Raw genomic sequence first — 4,843 nt, 5'->3', positions numbered from 1 at the left:
CGCAGGCCGGATAAGGCGCAGCCACCATCCGGCACATACCACCACATCTTGTAGGCCGGATAAAGCGCAGCCGCCATCCGGCACATACCACCACATCTTGTAGGCCGGGTAAGGCGTAGCCACCACCCGGCACATTCCACCAGATCTTGTAGGCCGGGTAAGGCGCAGCCGCCACCCGGCACATTCCACGCATCTACACGTCTTTCACCCGGCTGGTTATGCCAAGCGTCACCAGCGAAATCCCGGCAATCACCCAGTACACCACCCCGTGACCATAACTCTGCGCCAGCGCGCCCTGGATCACCCCGGCTAAAATCACGCCCGTGGAGATACTGTTGGTGAACAGCGTGGTCGCCGATCCCGCCCGGCCCGGCATCAGATCCTGGAACCACAGCATGCCGATCCCGGCGACAATGCCGATAAAAATGGCGTTAAACAGTTGCAGGATGAGCAGCGCCACATGGCTGTGGAAGAAAATCAGGCCGATATAAAACAGCACGCCCGCCGCTACCGCGAGAGTCATCATGCGGCGTTTGCCGAAGCGCTTAACGTAGAAGCCTGCGAGGATCATCGCCGGAATTTCCAGCCCTGCCGCCGTACCCATCAGGATCCCCGCCAGCTTATCCGGCAGCCCCAGATCGGCACTGATCCACAGCGGCATATCGATGATGTACATGGTGTTGCAGGTCCACATCAGCGTGGAGGCGATAAACAGCAGACGCACGTTTTTGTCGCCCCAGCCGCTGACGCGGGTGACCGGCACATCGGCCGCCTGCTCCACCCGCGCCACCGACGGCAGGATCAGCGCAATCAGCGCCAGGCTGATGGCGAAGATCCAGGCGGCGATGCAGAACATGGCGGTGAAGCCGTAATTCAGCGCGATCATAAAGGCCAGCGGCGGGCCGATCACCCACGCCAGCGACAGCTGCGCACGCATCACCGAACTGAACATCACCACTTCACGCGCCGAGTTATCGGCATATTCCCGCGCAAGGGCAAACAGCTGCGGCATGGCGGTATTGGCGATGGAGGCCAGCAGCACGCCACAGGTGATGAGCGTCAGATAGTGGCGGTTGAAAGCAAACAGCAGCGCATTGCCGATGGCCATGGCGCAACAGAGCATGATCAGTTTGCGGCGATCGCCCCGGCTGTCGGATCGTTTCGCCAGCCACAGGCTTACCAGGATCCCGGCGATGGCGTTGACGGTATAAAACAGGCCCACCCAGAAGGGTTGCGCGCCCACCTCACGGCTGAGAAACAGACTGAGCGTCGGCGCCTGCAATGCGCCGGCGATCCCCATCATAAAGGCAACGATCATAAACGCGGCATAGACCCCGTTCAAACGTCTGCCCATCGTCATAAGCCACAGCATAATTCGTCCTTTTGCGCGCGCAAACAATGAAAAAAGCCAGCAGATGATACCTGCTGGCGTGGCGATAAGCACCAATACTCAGTCACACATGGTGGAAGCGAATGCTGTAGCAGCCCTCCCCGCTTCCATCGACGTTCAGTATTGGCTTAATATAGGGATTAATAAATTGATGAGTTTTCGTCAGGAGTTCCCCTTTTATGTCGTCGGGCCGTCTGCAACAACAATTCATCCGCCTGTGGCAGTGTTGCGACGGCGCTTCCAGGGAAACCACGCTGAGCGAACTGGCGGAACTGCTGAGCTGTTCGCGCCGCCATATGCGTACGCTGCTCAACACCATGCAGGCGCGCGGCTGGCTGACATGGGAAGCGGAAGCCGGACGGGGTAAGCGCTCACGTCTCACCTTCCTTTATACCGGGCTGGCGTTGCAACAGCAGCGGGCAGAAGATCTGCTGGAGCAGGATCGTATCGATCAGCTGGTGCAGCTGGTGGGCGACAAAACCGCCGTGCGCCAGATGCTGGTGTCGCATCTGGGGCGCAGTTTTCGCCAGGGCCGCCATATTTTGCGTGTGCTCTATTACCGCCCGCTGCGCAACCTGCTGCCCGGCACGGCGTTAAGACGCTCTGAAACCCATATCGCCCGCCAGATCTTCAGCGCCCTGACGCGGGTAAATGAGGAAAACGGGGAACTGGAAGCGGATATCGCCCATCACTGGCAACAGCTTTCGCCGCTGCACTGGCGATTTTATCTGCGGCCCGGCATTCATTTTCACCACGGCCGCGAACTGGAGATGCGCGACGTCATCACCTCCCTTGAGCGTATCAACGCCTTTCCGCTCTATTCGCACATCACGCAGATCGTCTCTCCCACGCCCTGGACGCTGGACATTCACCTCTCTGAGCCGGACAGCTGGCTGCCCTGGCTGCTGGGTCATGTGCAGTCGATGATCCTGCCCCACGAATGGGAGTCGATGAGCAACTTCGCCAGCCTGCCGGTCGGCACCGGCCCCTATGCCGTCACCCGTAACAACAGCAGCCAGCTGAAGATCCAGGCTTTTGACGACTACTTTGGCTTTCGCGCGCTGATTGATGAGGTGAACGTCTGGGTGCTGCCGGAAGTGAACGACGATCCCAGCGGCGGCCTGACACTAGAAGGCCCCGGCGAGGGCGAAAAAGCCATTGAGAGCCGTCTTGAAGAGGGCTGCTACTACCTGCTGTTCGATGCCCGTACGCCAAAGGGCAACAATGCGGCGGTGCGGGACTGGATCAGCCATGTGCTCTCCCCTGCCAGCCTGCTGTATCACGGCGACGAGCACTATCAGCGCTTCTGGTTTCCGGCATATGGCCTGCTGCCGCGCTGGCACCACGCGCGACCCGGCGGTAGCGAGATCGAAAAACCCGCCGGTCTTGAATCCCTCACCCTTACCTACTACCGGGAACATCAGGAGCACAAAGTCATCGCCCGCTCGATGATCGCCCTGCTGGCACAGCACCATGTGCGGCTGGAGATCCAGGAGGTGGAGTACGAGGAGTGGCACAGCGGCGAGGTGACCAGCGATATCTGGCTGAACAGCGCCAACTTCACGCTGCCGCTCGATTTTTCGCTGTTCACGCATTTATACGAAGTGCCGCTGCTCCAGCGGTGCATTCCCCGTGACTGGCAGCAGGATGCCGCCCAATGGCGCGCAGGCGAAATGAATCTGGCGAACTGGTGCCAGCAACTGATGGCGAACCGCGCGATAGTGCCGCTGATCCATCACTGGCTGACCATCAACGGTCAGCGCAGTATGCGCGGCCTGCGCATGAATACCCTGGGATGGTTTGACTTTAAATCGGCGTGGTTTGCGCCGCCGGAGCCCTAAGGGAAAAGTCGGTGGGCCCTGTGCCCACCGAACGACCAGCTTACTTCGTCATCTGCTCGGCTGATTTCAGATGCTGCTCAACGACCGGCGTATGTGCGTCAGCCAGCGCCTTCACGTCCGGATCTTTGATCATCTTCGCATCGCTCTGCAGTTTCGTCAGTACCATCTTGTGGTCTTTCGTTCCGGCATTTTCCATATACATCTTGTCAAAGTCGTCACCGCTCGCTTTTTCCAGCTTCGCTGCCATAGCCTTATGCTCAGCATCCGGCTCCGTCGGCAGCGTTACACCTTTTTGCTGAGCGACTGTCTGGACTTTGGTCAGAGCTGCACCATGATCGTCGACCATCTTCTGCGCGAAGGCTTTCACGTCGCTGCTTTGCGCTTTGCTCAGCGCAATCTTGGCGGCGGCGATTTCATTGATATTGGCCTGCGCCATATCCTTCACCGCTTTTTCGTCCCCGGAACTGAGCTTAGCGCCCGATGCGGTCTGGCTGGTGGCGTCACTCGTTGCAGTGCTGGTTTGTGTCTGGGCTTGCACGCCGAGCGTGGTGAACATCGCAGCCACTGCCGATACGGCCAGCAGTCCTTTCAAGGTTTTGCTCTTTTGCATGTGATTCTCCAGATGGTCATCGGTAGGGTGAATTTGAGGTAATTATCTGCACGCAGTCTCCTGCGTAAATGACAACGGCACTACTCAGTATAGTTGAACGCTCAGAGACAGCAGTTTTAGTTAGAGATCTTACAAAGGGCAGCAGGAAATGGCGGGCGTAAAGGTGTGGGAAGGATGCAGCCTGCCCGGCGGCGCAGGCTTGCCGGGCCTACAGGTGGCACCCGGCAAGATGTTACGGCTGGCTACGCTTCTGTCCCTTTCACCCAGCGCGGCGCTTTCATAATATCGGTGAAATACCACACCAGTTCACACAGCAACCCGGTCAGGGTTTTCTCCATATCCGGCGGCAGCGACTGGCTGTTCAACAGGCGCGTTAACGCCAGGCAGTATTCACACAGCAGATCAGATTCCGGTTCGAAACACGGCGGTTCAGCGGGCGGCGTTTCCACCGTCAGTTGCGGGATCAGATGCGGTGGAATAACGTCATTCAGTGTGGGTTGTAGCAGCATCAGGCAGGCGTTCAGACGCCCGCACATCGCGAGGCGCAGCGCCGCATCGTCGCTTTCAATCAGCGCTTCAGCAAAATGCTCGCAGTGATTCGCCAGCACGGTGAAATCCGTGTCTGCGGTAAAGGGAACGGTAAGTAACGGGTGAGTCTGGTTGAGGGTCGTAGCCATAAGGGCAGCCTCCGGTATGTGAATGTATATTCCGCCACCGAAGAGACCAATCTTACGGGTGGCGGACTGAACGGAGTTGGTCTTACCGGCCATACCGACACCGGCGCGCCTTGCGGCGCCCCCGYCCAGCCCACCATWGAGATGTAGCCAAACGCACGACATAAGAAAGACGCTTACGCGTCATATGTCGCAGGTATGATATGCAGGAGACCAATCCCGGCACCTGATTTTGCAGGTGCGGGAAGATGCTACTGTCAGACGCGATCAACGGCAAGCGGATTTGGCATTACGGTTTGCGGCGCGCCTCGCAAAGACGTTTAAAACC

General features: G+C 58.6%; 4 protein-coding genes. 1 reads left to right on the top strand and 3 read right to left on the bottom strand.

All coding sequences use genetic code 11. The features are described 5' to 3' along the window. Positions 1–193: 193 nt before the first annotated feature. Positions 194–1,372, bottom strand: a complete 1,179-nt coding sequence (locus QRD42_RS08280) for a sugar efflux transporter (protein ID WP_321988608.1) — start codon at positions 1,370–1,372, stop codon at positions 194–196. A gap of 197 nt (positions 1,373–1,569) precedes the next feature. Between QRD42_RS08280 and sgrR the strand changes: the two genes are divergently transcribed. Beyond that, positions 1,570–3,231 carry an HTH-type transcriptional regulator SgrR gene (sgrR, locus tag QRD42_RS08275; protein ID WP_321988607.1) on the top strand — a complete coding sequence of 554 codons (1,662 nt, stop codon included), beginning with the start codon at positions 1,570–1,572 and terminating at the stop codon, positions 3,229–3,231. Positions 3,232–3,271: 40 nt separating this feature from the next. On the opposite strand, the gene QRD42_RS08270 is transcribed toward sgrR, so the two are convergent. Together QRD42_RS08270 and QRD42_RS08265 are read right to left on the bottom strand one after the other, a co-directional pair. Next, positions 3,272–3,841: a DUF4142 domain-containing protein gene (locus tag QRD42_RS08270; RefSeq protein WP_321988606.1), complete on the bottom strand. Its 570-nt coding sequence runs from the start codon at positions 3,839–3,841 to the stop codon at positions 3,272–3,274. A gap of 242 nt (positions 3,842–4,083) precedes the next feature. Further along, complete coding sequence (locus QRD42_RS08265; protein WP_321988605.1) at positions 4,084–4,518, bottom strand: hypothetical protein; 435 nt, start codon at positions 4,516–4,518, stop codon at positions 4,084–4,086. Positions 4,519–4,843 lie beyond the last annotated feature (325 nt).

This window comes from Enterobacter sp. PGRG2 (genome assembly GCF_030291195.1).
Taxonomy (GTDB): domain Bacteria; phylum Pseudomonadota; class Gammaproteobacteria; order Enterobacterales; family Enterobacteriaceae; genus Enterobacter_D.
This window is presented reverse-complemented; position numbering and strand designations above follow the sequence as displayed.